Origin of the sequence: Streptomyces sp. NPDC056061 (assembly GCF_042266885.1) — a bacterium.
In the GTDB taxonomy this organism is placed as follows: domain Bacteria; phylum Actinomycetota; class Actinomycetes; order Streptomycetales; family Streptomycetaceae; genus Streptomyces.
Window position 1 is genome coordinate 60,777 of record NZ_JBHJWQ010000025.1, and the last position, 22,229, is coordinate 83,005.

Here is a 22,229-nt window from a genome sequence, read left to right on the forward strand (position 1 = left end):
GCCGCGCCGCCACTCCACCGGGCGGCCCCGTGGTGACAGGGCGCTCCGGCTGTGCGGGTCGCGGTGCGCGCGAACGCACGAGGACGGCCCGCGCCCCCGCACAGTGGGCACGGACCGTCCTCGCCTCCGCCTGCTCATGCTGTCCAGGCGGATCGCAGGCGGCGCCGGTGGATCGTTCCGATCCGCTCCCCGGAACCTCCCGGCCCCGTCCGCGGATCCCCCGATCCCGTTCTCGGAACTACAGGGCGAGGCCGGTGAGGACCAGCACGCGCTCGTAGGTGTAGTCGTCCATGGCGTAGCGGACGCCCTCGCGGCCGACGCCGGACTGCTTGGCACCGCCGTACGGCATCTGGTCGGCCCGGTAGGAGGGGACGTCGCCGATGATCACGCCGCCGACCTCCAGGGCGCGGTGGGCGCGGAAGGCGGTCTGCAGGTCGTGCGTGAACACACCGGCCTGGAGGCCGTACTTGGAGGAGTTGACGGCGGCGAACGCCTCGGCCTCGCCGTCGACCTTCTGCACGGAGAGCACCGGGCCGAAGACCTCCTCGCAGGAGAGGGTGACACCGTCCGGGAGCTCGGTGAGCACGGTCGGGGCGTAGGTGGCGCCGTCCCGCTTGCCGCCGGTGAGCAGCTGGGCGCCGGCGCGTACCGCCTCGTCGACCCAGGACTCGACGCGCTTGGCCGCGTCCTCGCTGACCAGCGGGCCTACCTCGGTGGCGGGGTCCGACGGGTCGCCGGTGACCTGCGCCTCGACGGCGGCGACGATCTTCGGGAGCAGCCGGTCGTGGACCGCGGCGTCCACGATGACCCGCTGCACCGAGATGCAGGACTGGCCACCCTGGTAGTTGGAGAAGGTCGCGATGCGGTTCGCGGCCCAGTCCAGGTCCTCCTCGGAGGCGTAGTCGCCGAGGACGACCGCGGCGGCGTTGCCGCCCAGCTCCAGGGTGCAGTGCTTGCGCGGCACCGACTCCAGGATCGAGTAGCCGACCGGGCCGGAGCCGGTGAAGGAGATGACGGGCAGGCGCTCGTCCTGGACCAGGGCGGGCATCCGGTCGTTGGGGACCGTCAGCACGGACCAGGAACCGGCCGGCAGGTCGGTCTCGGCCAGGATCTCGCCCAGGATCAGCGAGGAGATCGGGGTGGCCGGGGCGGGCTTCAGGATGATCGGGGCACCGACGGCGATGGCCGGGGCGACCTTGTGGGCGCTGAGGTTCAGCGGGAAGTTGAACGGCGCGATGCCGAGGACCGTGCCGCGCGGGAAGCGCCGGGTCAGGCCGAGGCGGCCGGTGCCGCCGGCGTCGGTGTCGAGGCGCTGGGCGTCGCCGCCGTTGAAGCGACGGGCCTCCTCGGAGGCGAAGCGGAACACGGAGACGGCGCGGCCGACCTCACCGCGCGCCCACTTGATCGGCTTGCCGTTCTCGGCGGAGATCAGCTGGGCGATCTCCTCGGTGCGCTCCACGAGCCGTCGTACGACGTGGTCGAGCGCGGCGGCACGGACGTGGGCCGGGGTCGCGGCGAACTCCTCGCGCACGGCGTGCGCGGCCGCGACGGCCTCCTCGATCTGCGCGTCGGTGGGCACCGCGACGGTGCCGACGAGACGGCCGTCCCAGGGGTTGGTGACGTCGAAGCTGTCCTCACCGGTGGCCGGGCGGCCGGCGAGCCAGAAGGCGTGGGTGGCAGTCATGGAGGTTCCGGCCCTTCGGAGTCGTGGGGTGTGCTGCCCCCACCGTAGGGCCGTGCGGCCGTCCTGGCGTTTGTCCTGCGTGGAGCAGTGGAGCGCGGGGATACGCCGGATTGTCGGATCCGGCCGGTGCGTCTCCGGGCGCGCGCAACGTCGCTCCCGCGGCCCCTGCGGCCCGGGGGCGACGAGCCGTCGGCGGGAACGCGCCCCGGCGCACGACCTCGTCCCCGGCCGGTGCTGCGCCTCCGGGCGCGCACACGGCACACACGCGGCCACGACCGCCCGCGAGCGACACGCGACGGTGGGAACGGGCCCGGGTCCCCGGCCGGTGCTACGCCTCCGGCTCCGGCGGCGTGCTCGTGGCCTTCAGCGCCAGCCACAGCTCCATCCTGGCGTCCGGATCGTCCAGCGAGCGGCCCAGGATCTCCTCCACCCGGCGCATCCGGTAGCGCAGGGTGTGCCGGTGCACGCCCAGGTCGGCGGCGGCGGCGTCCCACTGGCCGTGGTGGGAGAGCCAGGCGCGCAGCGAGGCGACCAGGTCGCCCCGCCCCTTGGCATCGTGCTCGCGCAGTGCCCGGAGCATGCCGTCCGCGAAGGCGCGCACCGCGTCGTCCGCGAGCAGCGGCAGCACCGAGCCCGCGACGAGCTCCTCGTGCTCCACCAGGGCCCTGCCCCGGCGGCGGGCCACCGACAGCGCCTGTTCGGCCTGTTTGTACGCGGCGACCGCGGCGATCGGACCGGACGGGGCGGAGAGGCCCACGACCACCTGGTCCTCCTGGGCCGCCGACGGTTCGCACGGCGGCCGCGTCTCCCGGGCCTCCTGCGCCTCCGTGTACGCCGTGCAGGCGGCGACCACCGCTCCCCCGTCCGCGGCGAGGACGACGAGCCGTCCGCCCTCGGGGACGGCCAGCAGCGCCTCGCCGGTCCGGAAGGACGCGGCCTCCATCGCCTCGCCCAGCCCCGTCGTGGTCGCGGGGGCCTCGGCCTCGGCCATGACCAGCCGGAACGGGGCGTCGAGCAGGTCTCCGTACAGGTCCCCGGCAACGGCCCTGGCGTGATCCGGCTGCCCGGCGAGCAGCATGCGCAGCACGGCCGCGCCCAGTCGTTGTTCGGCGCCCTGGAGAGAGCGTGAGCGGGCGGTGGTGAGGGTCAGCAGGGCGACCGCCGAGTGCACCGCGTACCGCTCGGCGGTGCCCAGTGCCGCGCCGGTGCCGACGGCCAGGGCGCCGCGGACCCGGCGGCCGGTGCCCAGGGACTGGAGTTCGACCCGGTCGTCGGTGCCGCCGACGACGACGCTGGCCGGGGCGGGGCGCTCCCGCAGCCGTTCCACGTCGGGGGTGAGCCGGGCGGCCCGGCGGGCGGCCCACTCGGGTGCGGCGGCGACGACCGCGCCGGAGGTGTCGTAGAGGGCCGCCCAGCCGTCGACGTGCGCGGCGAGCCGGCCGAGGAGTTCGCCGGGTCCGTCGCCCGCCAGCGCGGCCTTCGTCAGCTCCCGCTGGGCCGCGAACCCCGCCGTCACCGCCTGGTACTGCTCGGCGGCGATCGCCGACGACACGGCCTTGGCGATGGCGATGAACGGGGTGCGGCGCGGCACCTCCAGGAGCGGCAGCCCCACCTCCTCGGCGGCGTCGATCAGTGCGCGGGGCACCTCGTCGTAGTTGACGCCGACGGCGAAGCCGAGGCCGACGACTCCGGCCCCGGCCAGCCGTCGCGCGTAGCGCCGCATCGCCTCGGGGTCCTCGGCGTCCAGGTTGGTGGCGGTGACGAGCAGGAACTCGCCGCCCTCCATGTACGGAACCGGGTCGGTCAGCTCACTGGCATGGGCCCAGCGGACGGGTGCGTCGAGCCGGTCCGCCCCCGCGCGCACGGTGAGCCTGAGCGCCGAATGCTGGACGAGCGAGGCGAGAGTGGGGGGCATGGGGAGCGAGGAACCTCGGGAAGTCGTTTTCGCCGTCCCGTATGAACGGCTCCCCTCGATTCTGCCAGGACGGCAGAGTCCGTCGCGACCACTCGCTGATCCGTTCCCCCTGCTCCCCGGGTCGTCAGTCCGCCAGCCGCACCAGCAGCGGGGGCGTGTGTTCGCCGTCGACCGTGGTCAGGGAGAGGACCGCGTGCCCGGCGGGCAGTTCGTGGGCCAGCGCGGAGGCGGACCAGCGTTCGCGTTCCACCTGGCGCACGGTGACGGCGTCGACGGTGACCGCCTTGCCGGTGGCGAGCTTGCGCAGGGCGTGCATGGCGCGGGTGAACGGCTGCTCGGCGAAGACCCCGTGCTGGGCCACCTCGCGGACGGACACCCATTCCTTGCCCCAGGTCTCGGAGAACCGCTTCCCGTCCCAGGTGGTGACGCCGGAGAAGATCATGCCGCAGCCGACCGCACCCAGCAGGGCCGCGTGCAGCCCCTCGGGGACGTCTTCGATGGTGCGCAGGGCCAGGACCGCACCGGCGTTCACCGACCTGAGCCGCCTGAGCCCCTGGACGGTCTCGGCGGTGACCGTGTGCGTCGCGTCGTCCAGCACCAGACAGGCGAAGATCGACCGGTCGGTACGGGCCGCGGCGACGGCGTTGAACTGCGCGAGGACGAGACGGGCCAGCACCCGGGACGCGCCGGCGTGGGCGCGCTCCGGCAGGTCGATCCTGACCCGGAGCGGGTGCTGCACGAGGGATCGCGGGGAGAACGGGCGGGCGTCCTCGCCGGTGGCGAAGAACCCGGCGAACGCGGGCCGGTCGAGGAGGGCGACCCGGTCGGCCAGCACCGGCGCGGGGTCCCCCGCGCCGCCCGTCTGCCGGGTCCGCGCGTCCAGCTCACGGAGCATGGCCGGGTGGCCGCCCGCCTCCAGCGAACGCCGCAGCCGGTCGAGCGCGGACGCGTCCCCCGCCAGCAGTTCCCGCAGCTCCGGGACCGTCGGGAAGCATCCGTGGACGGCGCGGTAGGGGCCGAGCAGCTGTGCCAGGACCAGGGCCGCGCGTCGGCCGTCCAGGCCGGGAACGTCTCCGGCCAGACCTTCCGCGAGCACGGCCGCGGCCTCGTCGGGGTCGGTCGATCCCCCGTACAGGTCGAAGTCGTGGACGGACGCGGGATCGCCGATCCTCACGACGACGTCGTAGGCGTCGTCGGGGCCGAGGGGCGCTCCGGCGGCGCCCACGACGAGCACCGCGGTCCGGCCCGCGAGAGCCTGGAGGGCCAGGCTCTCGACGACCGGACGCACCAGCCTGGCGGTCTTGCCCGCGCCGGGCGGACCGACCGCCAGCAGGGACGCGCCCAGGACGGCGGGGTCCAGGGCCACGCCGGACCCCCGGCGCGGGTACGGGTTGCGTTCGTCGTCCGGGCAGTCGCCGATGCGGACCTGGCCGGCCAGCAGGTCGTGGCGCGCGGTCCGGCGGGGGAGGTCCCGGTGCCCCGAGGGGTGCAGGAAGGCATCGGCCCCCTGGCGCATCACCGCCCGGTCGAAGGGCGCGGTGCCGTCGTGACTGTTCCGGGTCCGCGCCCAGGCGTGGGTCACGCGGGCGCAGTCGACGTCGTTCATCCGTCCGGCGCGCACGGCCGAGCTGAGCACCTCCGCCGCGTCGGTGAGGCCGGCGGCCCGCAGTTGCGGCCAGTGCGCCGCGTCCGTTCCGGTCGCGGACGGCGAGCCCTTCGCGGTCTGCGGGCGCGGCGCGGCGCGGCGTGCCCGCAGACCCCGCAGAGCGGTGGCCCATCGTCCGGCCCGGGCGATCGGCCACACGACCAGGACGCTGGGAAGCGCGTAGGAGATGTAGCCGGCCAGGGTCGCCAGGGCCTTGTCCCCGCTCAGCAGCCAGTCCTGCATGAAATACAGCAGGACGTCCACCAGCGGCACCTTGTAGCTCCACACCAGCCACAGGGCGAGCAGGGCTCCGAGGCCCGAGAGCATCAGCCGGGCGCGCTCCGGGCGGGGGCCCGCCCAGTACCGGAAGAGCCCGGCCCAGTTCCCGACGCGGGCGGCCCACAGCCCGGCGATCAGCGCCAACGCCTGGTAGTAGAGCGTCTCGATGCTGTATGCGGCGGCCGGGACGTAGCCCGCCCGCAGCGTCTCGAACACCCACCAGTCCCCCGGCGTGAGGGCCACCAGGGGCACCTTCACGTACGGGATGCGGAAGTCCGACAGCAGCACCCAGAACAGCAGCCAGAGCCCCAGGGCGATCAACGGCCCGAGGAGGGAGGGGCGCGGCGGTTTCTCGGCGGCGCGCGGCACGTGCCCGTACCGCCAGACGCCCGGTGCGGCGGCGGGCCGCACGGTGTTCAGCCACTCCACGACCGACGGCCCGGTCCCGGCGGGACCGGCGGGCATCGGCGGGGCCGCCGGTGGCGGGACGGTCCGGGGAGCTCCGGCGGGCGGCGGCGGGGCGGCGGGCGGCGGCCCCGCCGGGCGCGGCACCGGGCGGCGGGGCGGCTCGGGGCGGCCGCCCTCCTGCTCCGTACCGCTCGTGCCACGCACACCACGCACACCGTGCGTGTCGTCGCTCGTCATGAACCGTTGCCCCCTGACCGGCCGGGTCCGTCCGCTGCCCCGGTCAATCTAGTGCGCGTACAGGGCGAGTTCAGCAAGGCTCCCCGGATCGGGGCCGGGAGCGGGACTCCCCCGTGAGCCGTGCCCGACGCCGTGCGGCCCCGGGGACCGGGACTCCCCGCGGCACCGCGCCGCTCGCCGCGCGGCCCCCTCGCTATGTCCGTGGCGGACAACCCCGACCGGCCACCACTCCCGAACGGAACATGCCGGACCCCCGGACCCGGACCTAGCCTGCAAGGAGAAGCGTCCGAAACACCCCACAGGAGCCCCGCATGACCTCTCTCCCGCAGGAGCGTCGCCTCGTCACCGCCATTCCCGGCCCGAAGTCGGTGGAGCTTCAGGCCCGCCGCACCGCGACGGTGGCGGCGGGCGTGGGCTCCACCCTGCCGGTCTTCACCGCCCGTGCCGACGGCGGGATCATCGAGGACGTGGACGGCAACCGTCTGATCGACCTCGGTTCCGGCATCGCCGTCACCTCGGTCGGCGCCTCCGCCGAGGCCGTAGTGCGCCGCGCTTCCGCGCAGCTCGCCGACTTCACCCACACCTGCTTCATGGTCACGCCCTACGAGGGGTACGTCGAGGTCTGTGAGCGGCTCGCCGAGCTGACCCCGGGCGACCACGCCAAGAAGTCCGCGCTGTTCAACTCGGGCGCCGAGGCCGTCGAGAACGCGGTGAAGATCGCCCGCGCCTACACCAAGCGCACCGCCGTCGTCGTCTTCGACCACGGCTACCACGGCCGCACCAACCTCACGATGGCGCTGACCGCCAAGAACATGCCGTACAAGCAGGGCTTCGGCCCGTTCGCCCCCGACGTCCACCGGGTGCCGGTGGCCTACGGCTACCGCTGGCCCACCGGTGCCGAGAACGCCGGTGCCGAGGCGTCCGCCCAGGCGATCGAGCAGATCACCAAGCAGATCGGCGCCCAGAACGTCGCCGCGATCATCATCGAGCCGGTGCTCGGCGAGGGCGGCTTCATCGAGCCGGCCAAGGGCTTCCTCCCGGCGATCGCCCAGTTCGCCAAGGACAACGGCATCGTCTTCGTCGCCGACGAGATCCAGTCCGGCTTCTGCCGCACCGGACAGTGGTTCGCCTGCGAGGACGAGGGCATCGTCCCGGACCTGATCACCACCGCCAAGGGCATCGCGGGCGGGCTGCCGCTGTCCGCCGTGACCGGCCGCGCCGAGATCATGGACGCCGCCCACCCCGGCGGCCTCGGCGGCACCTACGGCGGGAACCCGGTGGCCTGCGCGGGTGCGCTCGGCGCCATCGAGACGATGCGCGAGCTGGACCTGAACGGGAAGGCGAAGCGCATCGAGGAGATCATGAAGGGGCGGCTCGCCGAGATGCAGGCGAAGCTGCCGAACGGCGACGTGATCGGTGACATCCGGGGCCGCGGCGCGATGATCGCGATCGAGCTGGTGAAGTCCGGTTCGAAGGACCCGAACCCGGAGGCCGCCGCGACGCTGGCCAAGGTCTGCCACGCGGAGGGCGTGCTCGTCCTCACCTGTGGCACGTACGGCAACGTCCTGCGCTTCCTGCCGCCGCTGGTCATCGGCGAGGACCTGCTCAACGAGGCGCTCGACGTCATCGAGCAGGGCTTCGCCGCGCTCTGATCCCGGCCGGGCCACGCCCCTCCGGATCGCGGTGCGCGGCCGTTCCCGGTGGGGGCCGTGTGATGCCCTCGCCGGGATACCGGGGGCCGCGTGACGCCCTGTGAAGAAGGTGTGGGGGGCCGATGGCGGGATACGTTTCCGCCTGTCGGTCCCCCCTCGACTGTCGTACGGTTTTCGCAGATGAGAGAGACACCCCGCCCGCAGGGGACTGCCGGCGGTGCCGGTCCGGTGCTTCCCCAGCACCGTCCCGGTCGTGCCTTCGCGCACACCACCGGGGCCCTCGGCTCCGGACCTCCTCACCGATCGGATGGCCGCTCGCCCCAGACCCCCCGGGGCGCGCGGCAACCCGATCCGACCGGCCGCCCCGGAACCTCCCCCCCTGTTCCCGGGCGGCCGGCCCTTCTCGTTTCCGGGCTCTGCGCCCTCCTGGTGCTCCTCTCGCTCACCACCTGGCAGGTCGTGGCCGACGGGCCGCTGCGCCGGGCGGACGAGCGGGTCGCCCGCGCCGTTGTCGGGCACGGCCCGGCGCGGCTCACCGAATTCCTCGCCGATCTCGGCAACATGCAGGTGGCGCTGCCGGTGCTGGGCTGCGCGATCGTGTGGGCGCTGGTGCGCGGGCAGCGGCGGGCACCGTTGTGCGCGGCCCTCGCCATGGCGGCGGTGCCCCTGCTGGTCGTCCCGTTGAAGAACGGGATCGGCCGTTCCGGTCCGCTGACCGACGCCACCGGCTACTACCCCTCGGGCCATGCCGCGACGGCGGCCGTGGCGTACGGCGCGGCGGCGCTGCTCGTCGCGCGGTACGTGCGGCGCGCATGGATGATGCCCGTCGCCGCTGTCTCGGTGACGGCGGGGACGGGCATCGGTCTGGTGCTGCGCGGCTACCACTGGCCGCTGGACGTGCTGGGCAGCTGGTTCCTGTGCGGACTGCTGCTCCTGCCCCTGGGGCTCACGACCTGGGGATCGGCGCGGGCCGGTGGTCGCGCCGGACGCCCGCGGTCGCGTCAGCGGCCGAAGTAGGCGTCGAAGTTCTTCGAGAACTCCCCGTTGTTGAAGCGGTCCCAGTTGATCGACCACGTCATCAGGCCGCGCAGGTCCGGCCAGGTGCCGTGGGTGGTGTAGGAGCCGCAGTCGGTCTTCTTGGTGAGGCAGTTGAGCGCCTTGGTGACCTCGGCGGGCGAGGTGTGGCCGTTGCCGGCCTGGGTGGACGCGGGCAGGCCGATCGCCACCTGGTCGGGGCGGAGCGCGGGGAAGACCTTGGTCTGGTCACCGGCCACCGGGAACCCGGTGAGCAGCATGTCGATCATGGCGATGTGGAAGTCCGCGCCGCCCATCGAGTGGTACTGGTCGTCCAGGCCCATGATCGAGCCGGAGTTGTAGTCCTGGACGTGCAGCAGGGTCAGGTCGTCCCGCAGCGCGTGGATGACCGGGAGGTAGGCGCCGGCGCGGGGGTCCTGGCCGCCCCAGGGGCCGGAGCCGTAGTACTGGTAGCCGAGCTGGACGAAGAAGGTCTCGGGGGCCATGGTGAGGACGAACTTCTCGCCGTACTTGGCCTTGAGGGTCTTCACCGCGGAGATCAGGTTGACCACGACCGGGGTGGTCGGGTTCCGGAAGTCGGTGTCCCCGGTGTTCAGCGAGAGCGAGTGGCCCTCGAAGTCGATGTCGAGGCCGTCCAGACCGTACTCGTCGATGATCTTGCTGACGGAGGAGACGAAGGTGTCGCGGGCGGCGGCGGTGGTGAGCTGCACATGGCCGTTCTGGCCGCCGATGGAGATCAGGACCTTCTTTCCGGCGGCCTGCTTGGCCTTGATGGCGGCCCTGAACTCGTCGACGGACTCGACGTTCGGGCACTCGGTGACCGGGCAGAGCGAGAAGCGGATGTCGCCGGAGGTGACCGAGGTCGGCTCGCCGAAGGCCAGGTCGATGACGTCCCAGGAGTCGGGCACGTCCGCCATCCGGGTGTAGCCGGAGCCGTTGGCGAAGCTGGCGTGCAGATAGCCGACGAGCGCGTGGGCGGGCAGCTTGCCGCCGTTCCCTCCCCCGCCGCCCGCCGTGGTGGTGGCCTGGACGGCGGCGGACTTGGCGGACTCGCCCGCGGAGTTGGTCGCGGTCACCTGGAAGCTGTACGCGGTCGACGCGGTCAGCCCGCTCACGGTGGCGGAGGTGCCGGTGACGGAGAGGACCTCGGTGCCGCCCCGGTAGACGTTGTAGCCGGTGGCACCGGTGGAGCCGGTCCAGGACAGGTCGACCGAGGAGGCGGTGGCCGTGCCCGCCTTCAGCCCGGTGGGAACGGCGGGCAGCTCGGCGGGGGCGCCGCCGGGGCCGACCAGGGTGAGGTCGTCGGCGTAGTAGGCCGGGGTGCCGTACCAGCCGTGGGTGTAGACGGTCACCGAGGTGGTGTTCGGCCCGGTCCTGAAGGTGGTGCTGAGCTGCTTCCAGTCGGGCGCCGACTGCGCCCAGGCGGACACGTCGGTGGTGCCGGTGCCGGTCGCGCCGAGGTAGACGTAGCTCCCCTGCACCCAGGCGCTCAGTGTGTACGTGGAGTCCGGCCGGACCGTGACGGTCTGGGAGCACGTGGCGTTGTCGCCGCCGGACGGGGTGGCCTTGAGCGCCGAAGTGCCGCCGTGGGCGGGCGTGTTGACGACCGCACCGCTACCACCGGTACAGCTCCAGCCGTCCAGGCCCGCCTCGAAGCCTCCGTTCCGGGCGAGGTCCGCGTCGGCGGCGGCGGCCGAGGGGGCGGTGGCGGCGAGGCCGCCCGCGGCGAGCAGGGCGGCCGAGAAGGCGGCAAGAAGTCCGGTAAATCGGGCAGGGGGTCCCGTGCGTTCCACAACGGCCTCCGTACAGGGGGGAATTGAGTGCGGCGGCCACAACATGGTCCAGACCAATCGGGTTGTCAAGACCTCTGGCAGCACTCCGACCACACCGGAGCGCTGCCGTCCGTTCATTTCATCCCCGTGGCACCCCCGCCCCCGTACGCACCTCCCGCCGCATCGAACCGGACCGTTCCACTCGTTTCGCCCCGTCAGTCGCCGCCCCTCCCGGCCCGCATGGCCGCCGCCTCGTGCATGGCGAGTTCGAGGAGCGTCGCATCGTTGAGCGTTCCCGCACCGTCCGGCGGGATCAGCCAGCGCACCGGGCCGACGACGGCCCGCCGCCCCGGGTGCGGCACGACGATCCATGTCCCCCGACCGGCCCCCCGCACACCGGTGCCGACCCAGCGGTCGGCAGTGCCCGGCGGCACGAAGAAGCCCATCCGGGCGTCGCCGAAGTCGGAGAGGACCGGTCCGGGCCGGTCGACGAGGCGGGTGAGCACATCGAGCGTGGGATGCCCGAGCTCCCCCGGAAGAATCAGTACGTCCCAGCGCCTGCCGGCAGGAAGGAGCGCGATCCCCCTGGGATCGCGCTCCCACTCCCACCGGCAGACATCCGGGTCGGGTGCCGCCGATGCGAGCCACTCGACCGCTGTTTCCGCCCCCGCGCCACCGGCCATGACCAGTCTCCGTTCCGTGTCCACCGGCTCCGTTTCGCCGGTACGTCCACATGGGGAGAGAGGGTTGACGCCGCACTCTTACGCGAGTTTGTTACCCACTGGTAGTGATCTACGTCACGTCGGCCGCAGGGGCGGCTCAGCTGTCGAAGCCGAGCCCCACCCGGTCCAGGGTCCGCAGCCACAGGTTGCGGTGCCCGCCGTTGGCGTCCGCCCTGGCCAGGGACCTCTTGGTGAGTTCGATCCCGGTCCAGGCGAACGGCTCCGGCGGGAACGGCAACGGCTTGCGGCGGACCATCTCCAGTCCGGTCCGCTCGTTCCGCTCGCCCGCCAGCAGGTCGAGCATCACCTCGGCGCCGAACCGGGTGGCCCCCACGCCGAGCCCGGTGTACCCGGCGGCATAGGCGACCCGGCCCCGGTGGGCGGTCCCGAAGAACGCGGAGAAACGGGAGCAGGTGTCGATCGCCCCGCCCCAGGCGTGGCTGAACCGGACCCCCTCCAGCTGCGGGAAGCAGACGAAGAACTGGCCCGCGAGCTTGTGGAAGGTCTCGGGGCGCTGGTCGAGCGCGTTGCTCAGCCGCCCCCCGTACGGGTAGACGGCGTCGTAACCGCCCCACAGGATCCGGTTGTCGGCGGACAGCCGGAAGTAGTGGAACTGGTTGGCGCTGTCGCCCAGGCCCTGACGGTTCCGCCAGCCGATCGAGCCGAGCTGCTCGTCGGTGAGCGGCTCGGTCATCAGCGCGTAGTCGTAGACCGGCACGGTGTACGGACGCACCCGCCTGACCAGCGACGGGAAGACGTTCGTCCCGAGCGCCACCCGGCGGGCGAGGACCCTGCCGTGCGGCGTGCGGACCGTCATACCGGTGGCGGTCCCGGCCAGGTCGACACCCCGGGTGTTCTCGTACATCCGTACGCCGAGATCGAGACAGGCCCGCTTCAGTCCCCAGGCCAGCTTGGCGGGGTGCAGCATCGCGACGCCGTCCCGGTCCCAGAGCCCGCCCAGGAAGGTGGGCGAGTCCACCTCGGCGCGCAGCGCGTCCCGGTCCAGGAACTCCAGCCCGGTGAAACCGAGCCGCTCGGCGTCCCGGTGCCACTCGCGGAGTTCCTCCAGCTGGTGCGGCTCGGTGGCGACGTCGATCTCACCGGTGCGCTCGAACTCGCAGTCGATGGAATAGCGGGCGACGGCGGCCTCGATGGCGTCGAGGTTCCGCGCGCCCAGCTCCTCCAGCTTCCCGATCTCGTCCGGCCACCGGTCCAGGCCGTTGGGCAGGCCGTGGGTGAGGGAGGCGGCGCAGAAGCCGCCGTTGCGGCCCGAGGCCGCCCAGCCCACCTCGCGTCCCTCGATCAGGACGACGTCCCGCTGCGGGTCGCGCTCCTTGGCGATCAGAGCGGTCCACAGTCCGCTGTAGCCGCCGCCCACGACGAGGAGGTCGCAGTGTTCGTCGCCGGTGAGCGGGGGCAGTGCCGCCGGCCTGCCGGGGTCGTCCAGCCAGAACGGTACGGGACTGGCGTCCATGAGTGAGGGTGCGGCCGAACGCATGGCTTCTGGGGCCATGACTTCCAACTCCTTCAGGGCTTTCCGCGCGCTGCGCTGCGCACGCGGTCGCACGCTAGCGCGCGCTGTTCTTCCGCCGGTTCGCGATCAGCTGGCCGGCGACGACCACCAGCACGGCGATGATGAACATGGCCGTACCGATGACGTTGATCTGCACGGGCGTGCCACGCTGCGCCGATCCCCAGACGAACATGGGGAAGGTCACGGTGGAGCCCGCGTTGAAATTGGTGATGATGAAATCGTCGAACGAGAGCGCGAAGGCGAGCAGTGCTCCCGCCGCGATCCCGGGGGCGGCGATCGGCAGGGTCACCCGCAGGAAGGTCTGCACGGGACCCGCATACAGGTCGCGGGCCGCCTCCTCCAGGCGCGGGTCCATCGACATCACCCGCGCCTTGACCGCCGTCACGACGAAGCTCAGGCAGAACATGATGTGCGCGATGAGGATCGTCCAGAAGCCGAGCTGCGCGCCCATGTTCAGGAACAGGGTGAGCAATGAGGCGGCCATGACGACCTCCGGCATCGCCATCGGCAGGAAGATCAGCGAGTTGATCGCGCCGCGCGCCCGGAACCGGTAGCGGACCAGCGCGAACGAGATCATCGTGCCCAGGACCGTCGCGCCGAGCGTGGCCCAGCCGGCGATCTGGAGGGAGAGCGAGAGCGAGCCGCACATGTCGGCGACTCCGCACGGGTCCTTCCAGGCGTCCGTGGAGAAGTGCTGCCAGGCGTAGTTGAAGCGGCCCTTCGGCTTGTTGAACGAGAACACCATCACGACGATGTTCGGGAGGATCAGGTAGGCGAGGGTCAGCAGACCCGCGATGACGACGAGGTTCCGCCGTATCCAGCGCAGTACGGGCATCAGACCAGGTCCTCCGTCCCGGAGCGGCGGATGTAGACGGTGACCATGACCAGGACGACCGCCATGAGGATGAAGGAGAGCGCGGCCGCCGTCGGGTAGTCGAGGACGCGCAGGAACTGGGTCTGGATCACGCTGCCGACCATCTTGGTGTCGGTGGAGCCCAGCAGTTCCGCGTTGACGTAGTCGCCGCTGGCCGGGATGAAGGTCAGCAGCGTTCCGGAGACGACCCCCGGCATGGACAGCGGGAAGGTCACCTTGCGGAAGGTGGTGGCGGGGGTGGCGTAGAGGTCCCCGGCAGCCTCGTGCAGCCTGCCGTCGATCCGCTCCAACGAGGTGTAGAGCGGCAGGATCATGAACGGCAGGAAGTTGTACGTGAGGCCGCAGACCACGGCCATCGGGGTGGCCAGCACCCGGTTCGACTCGGTCCATCCGAGCCAGTCGGTGATGTCCAGGACGTGCAGCGTGTTCAGCATGTCGACGACCGCGCCGCCGTCCGCGAGGATCGTCTTCCAGGCGAGGGTGCGGATCAGGAAGCTGGTGAAGAACGGCGCGATGACCAGCACGAGCACGATGTTGCGCCACCGGCCCGCCTTGAAGGCGATGAGGTACGCCAGCGGGTAGCCGAGCAGCAGGCACAGGATCGTGGCGGTGCCCGCGTAGAGCAGGGACCGGACGAACTGCGGGTAGTAGTCCTTCAGCGCGTCCCAGTACGTCTGGAAGTGCCAGGTGACCTCGAAGCCCTTCTCCAGGGAGCCGGTCTGCACGGAGGTCGATGCCTGGTAGACGAGCGGCAGCGCGAAGAAGACGACGAGCCACAGGATGCCGGGGAGCAGCAGCCAGTAGGGGACGAGGCGCTTGCGGGTGGACGGCTTGCGGATCGCCGGCTGGGTGACGGGCGCGACGGGTGGCGCCTGGGTGGCGGTCACGCCGCGTCCTCCACCGTCTCCACGCCCGCCGCGATGTCCTGGTCGGCGTCGAGTCCGAAGGTGTGCGCCGGGTTCCAGTGCAGGACGACCTCGGCGCCGGCCGTGAGGCCCGCGCGCCGCTCGACGTTCTGCTCGTACACCTGGAGCGCCTTGCCCGCCGGGCTCTCCACCACGTACTGGGTGGAGACGCCGATGAAGCTGGAGTCGACGATCCGGCCGGTGACCCGGTTGCGGCCGTCGGCTATCGCGTCCGCCTCGTCGGCGGGGACCAGCGACATCTTCTCCGGTCGCACCCCGAGCAGCAGCCTGCCGCCGCTCGTGGCCGGGGCGGCGCACCGCTCGCGGGGCATCCGCAGCTTCCCGCCCCCGGCCGCCACGACGACATCGCCGTCCGCGGAGACGATCTCGCCCTCGATGAGGTTGGAGGTGCCGAGGAAGTTGGCGACGAAGGTCGTCCTCGGGTTCTCGTACAGGTCGGCGGGGGCGCCGAGTTGCTCGACCCGGCCGCCGTTCATCACCGCGACCGTGTCGGCCATGGTCATGGCCTCCTCCTGGTCGTGGGTGACGTGGATGAAGGTGATGCCGACCTCGGTCTGGATGCGCTTGAGCTCCAACTGCATCTGGCGGCGCAGTTTCAGGTCGAGGGCGCCGAGCGGTTCGTCGAGGAGCAGCACCTGCGGGTGGTTGATCAGTGCGCGGGCCACGGCGACGCGCTGCTGCTGGCCGCCGGAGAGCTGGTGCGGCTTGCGCCTGGCGAAGTCGCCGAGCTGGACGAGGTCCAGCATCTCGTCGACCTGCTTCTTCACCGATTTGATGCCCCTGCGGCGCAGCCCGAAGGCGATGTTCTCGGTGATGTCGAGGTGCGGGAAGAGCGCGTAGCTCTGGAAGACGGTGTTGACGGGCCGTTTGTACGGGGGAAGACCGGTGATGTCCCGGTCGCCGAGCAGGACGGTGCCGGTGGTGGCCTCCTCCAGCCCGGCGATCATCCGCAGGGTGGTGGTCTTGCCGCAGCCGGACGCGCCGAGGAGCGCGAAGAAGGAACCCTGCGGGACGGTCAGGTCGAGCGGCTTGACGGCGGTGAAGGAGCCGTACGTCTTGCTGATCCCGGTGAGGCGGACGTCGCCGCCGGACTGCTGCTGTGTCATGGGTCGCGGTCCCAGTGGTGTCGGGGGGTCGGGAAGGAAGGGCGGGGCGCCGGGCGGGGCGGAATCGTGCCGCGGCCGGCTGTGGGAGCCCCGGGACGGCCGGGGCTCCGGACGGGCGCCTCAGGCGCCGATGAGCTTGGCGAACTTCTCCTCGTACGCCGTCTCCTCCTCCGCGGACAGCGAGCGGAAGGCGTGCGACCTGGCCGCCATCTCCTCGTCCGGGAGGATCAGTACGTTGTCGGCCATGGCCTTGTCGATCTTCGCGAGCTCGTCGCGGACCCCGTCGACCGGGCAGACGAAGTTGATGTACGCGGCGAGCCGGGCCGCGGTCGTCGGTTCGTAGTAGTGGTCGATGAGCTTCTCGGCGTTGGTCTTGTGCCGGGCCTTCACCGGGACGAGCAGGTTGTCGCTGGATATGACGTAACCGGCGGCCGGTATGGCGTACTTGATGTCCGGGTTCCCGGCCTGCAGCTGGATGATGTCCCCGGCCCAGGCGACGCAGGCGGCGATGTCGCCCTTGTCCAGGTCGGCCGTGTAGTCGTTGCCGGTGAAGCGCCGGATCTGCTTCCTGTCGACGCCCTTCTGGATGCGGCCGATCGCGGCGTCGTAGTCGGCGTCGGTGAACTTTCCGGGGTCCTTGCCCATGTCGAGCAGGGTCAGGCCGACGGAGTCGCGCATCTCCGACAGGAAGCTGACCCGGCCCTTGAGCTTCGGGTCGTCGAGCAGCTGACCGATGGAGTCGACCTTGCGGCCCCCGGTCGCCCTGGAGTTGTAGGCGATGACGGCGGGGATGCCCGCCCACGGATACGAGTGGACGCGGCCGGGGTCCCAGTCCGGCGAGCGGAACTGGGCCGACAGGTTCGCGTAGGCATTCGGGAGGTTCGACGCGTCGAGCGGCTGTGCCCAGCCGAGACGGACGACGCGGGCGGCCAGCCAGTCGGTGACGCAGATGAGGTCGCGCCCGGTGTCCTGGCCCGCCGCGAGCTGCGGCTTGATCTTCCCGAAGAACTCGACGTTGTCGTTGATGTCCTCGGTGTACTTGACCTTGATCCCGGTGCGTTGCGTGAACGTCTCCAGGGTGGGCCGGTGCTTGCCGTCGTCGGTGACGTCCATGTACTCGGTCCAGTTGGAGAAGTTGACCTGCTTCTCCTCGGCCGAGTGGTCGTCGGAGGCCGCCGCCGCGCCCGTCTCCCGCTTCGCCGGCGGGATGCCGCACGCGCTCAGCGTGCCCAGACCGCCGAGCGCGAGCGCCCCCGGTGCGGAGGCGCGCAGCAGCGATCGGCGGGTCAGGGCGCCCCGGCCGCTGGTCAGACTGCGCCGCATCGCGGCCAATTGGGCCGCGGAGAGGCGCTCGGGCTCGTACTGCTCCATACGCGTTGCCCTTTCGGGTGGGTGTGGCCGGGGTCGGCCGGACTATCGGTCCCCGAAGATCGTGCGGTGCCAGTCCTTGCGGGCGACCGCGGTGTTGTCGTACATCACGTGCTTGATCTGCGTGTACTCCTCGAAGGAATACGACGACATGTCCTTGCCGAAGCCGCTGGCCTTGTATCCGCCGTGCGGCATCTCGCTGATGATCGGAATGTGGTCGTTGACCCAGACGCAGCCCGCCTTGATCTCGCGGGTGGCGCGGTTCGCCCGGTACAGGTCGCGGGTCCAGGCGGAGGCGGCGAGTCCGTACGGGGTGTCGTTGGCGAGGCGGATGCCCTCGTCGTCGGAGTCGAAGGGCAGCACGACCAGCACCGGGCCGAAGATCTCGGACTGGACGATCTCGCTGTCCTGGGCGGCCCCGGCGATCAGGGTCGGCCGGTAGTAGGCGCCGGCCGCGAGGTCGCCGCCGGGTGCCTCGCCGCCGGTGACGACGGTGGCGTACGCGCGGGCGCGCTCGACGAATCCGGCGACCCGGTCCCGCTGGACATGGCTGATCAGCGGGCCGAGGTCGGTCGAGGGGTCGAAGGGATCACCGAGCCGGACGGTCTCCATCAGCTCCGCGACGCCCTGCACGAACGCGTCGTACAGGGGGCGCTGGACGTAGGCGCGGGTGGCGGCGGTGCAGTCCTGGCCGGTGTTGATGAGCGCCCCGGCGACCGCGCCGTGGACCGCGGCCTCCAGATCGGCGTCGTCGAAGACGACGAAGGGGGCCTTGCCGCCGAGTTCGAGGTGGAGGCGCTTGACGGTGGAGGTGGCGATCTCCGCGACCCGCTTGCCGACGGCGGTGGAGCCGGTGAAGGAGGTCATCACGACGTCCGGGTGTCCGACGAGGTGTTCGCCGGCCTCCTTGCCGGTGCCGCTGACGATGTTGATCACGCCGTCCGGGATGCCCGCCACGGTGGCCGCTTGGGCGAACATCAGCGAGGTCAGCGGGGTGATCTCGGCGGGCTTCAGCACGATGGTGTTGCCTGCGGCGACGGCCGGGAGGATCTTCCAGGCGGCCATCTGGAGCGGGTAGTTCCAGGGCGCGATCGAGCCGATGACGCCGATCGCCTCGCGGCGTACGTACGAGGTGTGGTCGCCGTCGTACTCGGCGGCCGACCTGCCCTCCAGATGGCGGGCGGCGCCCGCGAAGAAGGAGGTGTTGTCGACGGTGCCGGGCACGTCGAACTCGGTGGAGAGCTTGATCGGCTTGCCGCACTGGAGGGACTCGACGTACGCGAAGTCGTCGGCCTGCTCGGCGAGGACGGCGGCGAAGCGGTGCATCGCCTCGGACCGCTCGGCGGGCGTCGCGCCCGACCAGCCGGGGAACGCCTCGCGGGCGGCGGCTACGGCCGCGTCGACATCGGCGGTGCTCGCCAGTTCGTAGGTGTGGACCGTCTCGCCCGTCGCCGGGTTCACCACGTCGTGGTGGCGTCCCGATGTGCCGGACCGCAGCTTTCCGCCGATGTACTGTGCACCGTCCGCGAAGCGGTCCCGCACCTGGATGCTGTTGCCCATGACGCTCTCCTCCGCCGCGTGCCCACAGGTCGGCGGCGTAGCTTCTGCTCGATTTGAGTGCCGATCCTGACAGAGGCGAACAACCCCAACAAGTGATTCCGTTGTTGCCTTTTGGTTACGCGACGGAATCCTTCGACCATGTGTCGCGTCGGCGCGGAATTACCGGTACGGAGTGTCAGTGGCGGATGCCAGACTCGCATGTCATGGAACACATGGACGACCTCCTGGCACGGACCCGACGGGGCGAGCGGGTGAAGTACCTGCACTTCTGGGGGCACCGTCCGCGCCCCGACGGCCGCGTCGGCGCGAGCTGCCTCAGCCAGTGGTGGCCGTCACCGTTCGAGGTCGACGGCGTGCGGTACGCGACGGCCGAGCACTGGATGATGGCCGCCAAGGCCCGGCTGTTCGGTGACGCGGAGGCGGAGGCCCAGGCGCTGGCGGCGAAGAGCCCGGCCCAGGCGAAGAAGGCGGGCCGACTGGTCCGCGGCTTCGACGAGGAGGTGTGGCGGCGCGAGCGCTTCGCGCTGGTGGTGGCCGGCAGCGTGCACAAGTTCGCCCACCACGCGGATCTGCGCGATTTCCTGCTGAACACCGGGGAGCGAGTCCTCGTCGAGGCCAGCCCGATGGACCGGATATGGGGCATCGGACTGGCCGCGGACGATCCGCGCGCCGAGAACCCGGCGACATGGCGCGGGCTGAATCTGCTCGGGTTCGCCCTCATGGACGCCCGGACGGCGCTGCGCGCCGGATGAACCCGGCCAAACGCCCGGCGGCCGGTGGACCGAGGTCTCGTCCACCGACGGCCGGGCGGGATGCGGCGATGCCGCGGGAGCGGGCCCCGGTGCCGGGACCGCCCTCAGCGGGTGACGTCGACGACCAGGGACGTGGAGTACCCGTCGTCGTAGCCGCTGTCCTCGAACTCTTCGGTGTGGGCGACGAGCAGCCAGACGAAGAAGGCGATGAACGCCACCCCGATGGCGATGCCGATGGACCCCATGATGACGCCGGACAGGGCCTGACCGCTGTTGTTGGCCTCGCCCCGCTGCACCCGCTTGCGCCCCAGGATGCCGAAGATCAGGGCGAGCACGCCCAGGACGATGCTCGGTATCCCGTACATGCAGAACGTGCAGAGGGCCAGGATGCCGAGCACCATGGCCGCCGTTCCCATGCCGTTGGCCGGCTGAGGGCCGCCCCAGGGCGCCTGGGGGTAGCCGGGGTATCCCGGATATCCGTACTGCGGGGCGGGCGCGGCCGGGTAGCCGTACTGCCCCGCGGCCGGCGGGACCTGCTGTCCCGGGCCGTTCGGCGCGATCGGCGGCGGCGGTACCTGCCCGAACCCGGCTCCGGGGGCCGGGGCGGGTGCTGGCGGCGTCACGGGACCGGGCGCCGGGACGGCGTCGGCGGGGCCGCCCCCGACCCCCGGCATGGCCGTGACCGTCGGCTGGTTGTGCACGGCGGGCGGCGGCGGGCCGCCGGCCGGCTTGTCCAGGGGCACCCTGCTGTCCGGCGGGGCCCACGGGTCGTGCGCCGCGGCCCCGTCCTCGGGCTGCTGTGTGTTGTCAGACATGGGCCTCCCCCATCGTGGTCCTGTCATGCTACGGCCCGGTCCGGTGGCGGAGGCCCCGGCCTACGATGATGCCCGTCCGCCGCCCGGCCTCGCACGCCCGGCAGTCCCCCAGACCCCTCCACCGGAGAGTCCGATGACCGACCTGACCCCCTTCGTCTCGGGGCTGCCCAAGGCCGAACTGCACGTCCACCACGTCGGTTCCGCCTCGCCCCGCATCGTCGCCGAGCTGGCGGCGCACCACCCCGACTCCAAGGTCCCCACCGACCCCGAGGCGCTTGCCGACTACTTCACCTTCACCGATTTCCGCCACTTCATCGAGGTCTACCTCTCCGTCGTGGATCTGATCCGCACCCCGGAGGACGTCCGACTGCTGACCTTCGAGGTCGCCCGGGACATGGCCCGGCAGAACATCCGTTACGCGGAACTGACCGTCACCCCGTTCAGCTCGACCCGGCGCGGCATCCCGGAGCAGGGCTTCATGGAGGCGATAGAGGACGCCCGCAGGGCCGCCGAGGCGGAGCTCGGCGTGGTCCTGCGCTGGTGCTTCGACATCCCGGGCGAGGCCGGGCTGGAGGCGGCCGAGGAGACCACCCGGCTCGCCGTCGGCCTGCGGCCCGAGGGACTCGTCTCGTTCGGGCTCGGCGGTCCGGAGATCGGGGTGGAGCGCCCGCAGTTCAAGCCCTTCTTCGACCGGGCGATCGCGGAGGGGCTGCACTCCGTGCCGCACGCCGGGGAGACCACCGGACCGCAGACCGTGTGGGACGCGCTGACCCACCTGCGCGCCGAGCGCATCGGGCACGGCACCAGCTCCGTCCGCGACCCGGAACTGCTGGCCCACCTCGCCGAGCACCGCATCCCGCTGGAGGTGTGCCCGACCTCGAACACAGCCACCCGCGCGGTCGCCGACATCGAGCGGCACCCGGTGCGGGAGATGGTGGCGGCGGGGGTCCTGGTCACCATCAACAGCGACGACCCGCCGATGTTCGGCACCGATCTCAACAACGAGTACGGGGTGGCCGCCCGCCTCCTCGGCCTGGACGAGCGGGGCCTGGCGGCGCTGGCGAAGAACGCGGTCGATGCCTCGTACCTCGACCCGGCGGGCAAGCGGGCCCTGGCCGCCGAGATCGACACGTACACGAACGACTGGCTGGAGCGCGCCGGCCGGTGATCCCCGGTCGCCACAATGGCCCCATGGCCTCCTCCGTCACCGCCGTGGCCCATCGCGGCGATCCGTACCGCGTCCGCGAGAACACCCTCGCCTCGATCCGCTCCGCACTCGAACGCGGGGCGGACGCGGTGGAGATCGACGTGCGGGTCACCCGCGACGGGGTGCCGGTCCTGCTGCACGACGCCACGCTGGACCGGCTCTGGGGTCACGGCCTGCGGCTCGACCGGCTCACCCACGACCGGCTCACCGAACTGACCGGGGGCGGCCTGCCCACCCTTCGCGAGGCGCTTCGCGTCACCGAGGGACACCGCGTCATGGTCGACCTGCCCGGTTCCACCGACGACTCGGTACGCCGGATCGTCGATGTGATCCGCGAGTGCGGCGCCGACGGGCGGGCGTACTACTGCGCGGGCGCCGATGCCATGCTGCGCGTGCGCGCCGCCGACCCGTCCGCCGAGATCGCGCTGACCCGCACGACGCTCGCCCCGCCGAGCGCCGCCCTGCTCGACGCGGTGCGGCCGCGCTGGCTGAACTTCCGGTTCGGCCTGGTGAACCGCGACCTGACGGACCGCCTGCACCGGGACGGGCTGCTGGTCTCCGCCTGGACCGCCGACACCGGGTTCACCATGCGCCGCCTCGTGCGCGCCGGGGTGGACTCCATCACCACGAACCGCATCGACGTCCTGCGCGGCGTGCTGGCCCGCCACCTGCCCGCCCGGCCCTCCTGACCGCCCTTCATGACCGGTCCGGCATCATGGACGGACCCGCATCCGCCGC

General features: G+C 72.0%; 17 protein-coding genes. 5 read left to right on the top strand and 12 right to left on the bottom strand.

The window, feature by feature from the left end; genetic code table 11:
* Positions 1 to 238: 238 nt before the first annotated feature.
* The 3 genes from ACFC79_RS28700 to ACFC79_RS28710 form a co-directional block, all read right to left on the bottom strand.
* Positions 239 to 1,684, bottom strand: coding sequence for an aldehyde dehydrogenase family protein (locus ACFC79_RS28700; RefSeq protein WP_376245819.1), 1,446 nt, complete (start codon positions 1,682 to 1,684; stop codon positions 239 to 241).
* A gap of 328 nt (positions 1,685 to 2,012) precedes the next feature.
* Entirely contained in the window at positions 2,013 to 3,599 is a 1,587-nt protein-coding gene (locus tag ACFC79_RS28705; RefSeq protein ID WP_376245822.1) for a PucR family transcriptional regulator, read from the bottom strand.
* Positions 3,600 to 3,723: 124 nt separating this feature from the next.
* On the bottom strand, positions 3,724 to 6,168 hold the full coding sequence (locus ACFC79_RS28710) for an ATP/GTP-binding protein (protein WP_376245824.1): 2,445 nt from the start codon (positions 6,166 to 6,168) through the stop codon (positions 3,724 to 3,726).
* 311 nt (positions 6,169 to 6,479) lie between these two features.
* Between ACFC79_RS28710 and gabT the strand changes: the two genes are divergently transcribed.
* Both gabT and ACFC79_RS28720 read left to right on the top strand, forming a co-directional pair.
* Entirely contained in the window at positions 6,480 to 7,820 is a 1,341-nt protein-coding gene (gene gabT / locus ACFC79_RS28715) for a 4-aminobutyrate--2-oxoglutarate transaminase (protein WP_376245826.1), read from the top strand.
* 429 nt (positions 7,821 to 8,249) lie between these two features.
* Complete coding sequence (locus tag ACFC79_RS28720) at positions 8,250 to 8,837, top strand: phosphatase PAP2 family protein (protein ID WP_376245829.1); 588 nt, start codon at positions 8,250 to 8,252, stop codon at positions 8,835 to 8,837.
* Here the strand turns inward: ACFC79_RS28720 and ACFC79_RS28725 are convergent.
* From ACFC79_RS28725 to ACFC79_RS28760, 8 genes are all read right to left on the bottom strand, one after another.
* A complete protein-coding gene (locus ACFC79_RS28725; RefSeq protein ID WP_376245832.1) occupies positions 8,822 to 10,648 on the bottom strand; it encodes a chitinase in 1,827 nt (608 codons plus the stop codon). The two genes, ACFC79_RS28720 and ACFC79_RS28725, sit on opposite strands and share 16 nt — an antisense overlap.
* Positions 10,649 to 10,842: 194 nt before the next feature.
* The gene (locus ACFC79_RS28730; protein ID WP_376245998.1) at positions 10,843 to 11,310 is read right to left on the bottom strand and encodes a hypothetical protein; all 468 of its coding nucleotides are present in this window, start codon (positions 11,308 to 11,310) and stop codon (positions 10,843 to 10,845) included.
* Positions 11,311 to 11,446: 136 nt separating this feature from the next.
* The gene (locus tag ACFC79_RS28735) at positions 11,447 to 12,862 is read right to left on the bottom strand and encodes an NAD(P)/FAD-dependent oxidoreductase (RefSeq protein ID WP_376245834.1); all 1,416 of its coding nucleotides are present in this window, start codon (positions 12,860 to 12,862) and stop codon (positions 11,447 to 11,449) included.
* A gap of 55 nt (positions 12,863 to 12,917) precedes the next feature.
* Positions 12,918 to 13,718 carry an ABC transporter permease gene (locus tag ACFC79_RS28740; protein ID WP_376245837.1) on the bottom strand — a complete coding sequence of 267 codons (801 nt, stop codon included), beginning with the start codon at positions 13,716 to 13,718 and terminating at the stop codon, positions 12,918 to 12,920.
* Positions 13,718 to 14,644 carry an ABC transporter permease gene (locus tag ACFC79_RS28745; RefSeq protein WP_376245840.1) on the bottom strand — a complete coding sequence of 309 codons (927 nt, stop codon included), beginning with the start codon at positions 14,642 to 14,644 and terminating at the stop codon, positions 13,718 to 13,720. The genes ACFC79_RS28740 and ACFC79_RS28745 overlap by 1 nt, the downstream gene beginning before the upstream one ends.
* Positions 14,641 to 15,789, bottom strand: a complete 1,149-nt coding sequence (locus ACFC79_RS28750) for an ABC transporter ATP-binding protein (protein ID WP_376245843.1) — start codon at positions 15,787 to 15,789, stop codon at positions 14,641 to 14,643. Before ACFC79_RS28750 ends, ACFC79_RS28745 begins: the two co-directional genes overlap by 4 nt.
* A gap of 120 nt (positions 15,790 to 15,909) precedes the next feature.
* Complete coding sequence (locus ACFC79_RS28755; protein WP_376245845.1) at positions 15,910 to 17,160, bottom strand: PotD/PotF family extracellular solute-binding protein; 1,251 nt, start codon at positions 17,158 to 17,160, stop codon at positions 15,910 to 15,912.
* A gap of 42 nt (positions 17,161 to 17,202) precedes the next feature.
* Entirely contained in the window at positions 17,203 to 18,717 is a 1,515-nt protein-coding gene (locus ACFC79_RS28760) for a gamma-aminobutyraldehyde dehydrogenase (RefSeq protein ID WP_376245848.1), read from the bottom strand.
* A gap of 212 nt (positions 18,718 to 18,929) precedes the next feature.
* On the opposite strand from ACFC79_RS28760, the gene ACFC79_RS28765 reads away from it, so the two are divergent.
* Complete coding sequence (locus tag ACFC79_RS28765; RefSeq protein WP_376246001.1) at positions 18,930 to 19,469, top strand: NADAR family protein; 540 nt, start codon at positions 18,930 to 18,932, stop codon at positions 19,467 to 19,469.
* 104 nt (positions 19,470 to 19,573) lie between these two features.
* Here the strand turns inward: ACFC79_RS28765 and ACFC79_RS28770 are convergent, their stop codons facing one another.
* Positions 19,574 to 20,284, bottom strand: coding sequence for a DUF4190 domain-containing protein (locus tag ACFC79_RS28770; RefSeq protein WP_376245850.1), 711 nt, complete (start codon positions 20,282 to 20,284; stop codon positions 19,574 to 19,576).
* 133 nt (positions 20,285 to 20,417) lie between these two features.
* Between ACFC79_RS28770 and ACFC79_RS28775 the strand changes: the two genes are divergently transcribed.
* The gene (locus tag ACFC79_RS28775) at positions 20,418 to 21,452 is read left to right on the top strand and encodes an adenosine deaminase (protein WP_376245853.1); all 1,035 of its coding nucleotides are present in this window, start codon (positions 20,418 to 20,420) and stop codon (positions 21,450 to 21,452) included.
* A gap of 23 nt (positions 21,453 to 21,475) precedes the next feature.
* A complete protein-coding gene (locus tag ACFC79_RS28780; RefSeq protein ID WP_376245855.1) occupies positions 21,476 to 22,180 on the top strand; it encodes a glycerophosphodiester phosphodiesterase in 705 nt (234 codons plus the stop codon).
* Positions 22,181 to 22,229: the final 49 nt, after the last annotated feature.

Excerpts from the sequence above, each read along its gene's own strand:
- ACFC79_RS28700 (WP_376245819.1), bottom strand. The coding sequence starts at position 1,684 with ATGACTGCCACCCACGCCTTCTGGCTCGCCGGCCGCCCGGCCACCGGT.
- ACFC79_RS28705 (WP_376245822.1), bottom strand. The coding sequence starts at position 3,599 with ATGCCCCCCACTCTCGCCTCGCTCGTCCAGCATTCGGCGCTCAGGCTC.
- ACFC79_RS28710 (WP_376245824.1), bottom strand. The coding sequence starts at position 6,168 with ATGACGAGCGACGACACGCACGGTGTGCGTGGTGTGCGTGGCACGAGC.
- gabT (WP_376245826.1), top strand. The coding sequence starts at position 6,480 with ATGACCTCTCTCCCGCAGGAGCGTCGCCTCGTCACCGCCATTCCCGGC.
- ACFC79_RS28730 (WP_376245998.1), bottom strand. The coding sequence starts at position 11,310 with ATGGCCGGTGGCGCGGGGGCGGAAACAGCGGTCGAGTGGCTCGCATCG.
- ACFC79_RS28735 (WP_376245834.1), bottom strand. The coding sequence starts at position 12,862 with ATGGCCCCAGAAGCCATGCGTTCGGCCGCACCCTCACTCATGGACGCC.
- ACFC79_RS28740 (WP_376245837.1), bottom strand. The coding sequence starts at position 13,718 with ATGCCCGTACTGCGCTGGATACGGCGGAACCTCGTCGTCATCGCGGGT.
- ACFC79_RS28750 (WP_376245843.1), bottom strand. The coding sequence starts at position 15,789 with ATGACACAGCAGCAGTCCGGCGGCGACGTCCGCCTCACCGGGATCAGC.
- ACFC79_RS28755 (WP_376245845.1), bottom strand. The coding sequence starts at position 17,160 with ATGGAGCAGTACGAGCCCGAGCGCCTCTCCGCGGCCCAATTGGCCGCG.
- ACFC79_RS28760 (WP_376245848.1), bottom strand. The coding sequence starts at position 18,717 with ATGGGCAACAGCATCCAGGTGCGGGACCGCTTCGCGGACGGTGCACAG.
- ACFC79_RS28765 (WP_376246001.1), top strand. The coding sequence starts at position 18,930 with ATGGACGACCTCCTGGCACGGACCCGACGGGGCGAGCGGGTGAAGTAC.
- ACFC79_RS28770 (WP_376245850.1), bottom strand. The coding sequence starts at position 20,284 with ATGTCTGACAACACACAGCAGCCCGAGGACGGGGCCGCGGCGCACGAC.
- ACFC79_RS28775 (WP_376245853.1), top strand. The coding sequence starts at position 20,418 with ATGACCGACCTGACCCCCTTCGTCTCGGGGCTGCCCAAGGCCGAACTG.
- ACFC79_RS28780 (WP_376245855.1), top strand. The coding sequence starts at position 21,476 with ATGGCCTCCTCCGTCACCGCCGTGGCCCATCGCGGCGATCCGTACCGC.